We start from the raw sequence: 407 nt of genomic DNA on the forward strand, positions 1-407 counted from the left end.
CCGAAGATCCTACCTATCAACAGGCCATTGAAGATCTGGATTTACTCTTAAAGGTGCATCGAAAGGCAACAGCTTATTCAGCATTAGGGAAAACTTACCCTGCTGGTTATGAGCAAGCCGTGGCGATTTTAGAAGACAGGATAAAGCACCTAGAGCAAATGATTAGTCACTACACTGAGGAGAGAAGTGCTTATACGCCACTCCGATGAGAGCCATGTTAGGGACCACAGGAATCGGGCCAAGATATGAACACAAGAACAATGATTAGTCCTAAAACAAGAATATATGTGTAAATAAAAAACAGTAGGTAGTCGAGATCGAAGTAAGCGCAGGGATAGTTTCGCCGATTTTAAAAAAGCTTTCTCGCTCACATACCACAAGCTCAATAACAAATTATATTTTTTTAA

At 40.5% G+C, this 407-nt stretch carries 1 protein-coding gene; it reads left to right on the forward strand.

Annotation, left to right across the window (positions count from 1 at the left end):
* On the forward strand, positions 1-209 hold a 209-nt coding region (locus tag OK13_RS14680; protein ID WP_035891777.1), incomplete at its 5' end, for a hypothetical protein.
* Positions 210-407 lie beyond the last annotated feature (198 nt).

The sequence above is a fragment of the Legionella norrlandica genome (genome assembly GCF_000770585.1).
In the GTDB taxonomy this organism is placed as follows: domain Bacteria; phylum Pseudomonadota; class Gammaproteobacteria; order Legionellales; family Legionellaceae; genus Legionella; species Legionella norrlandica.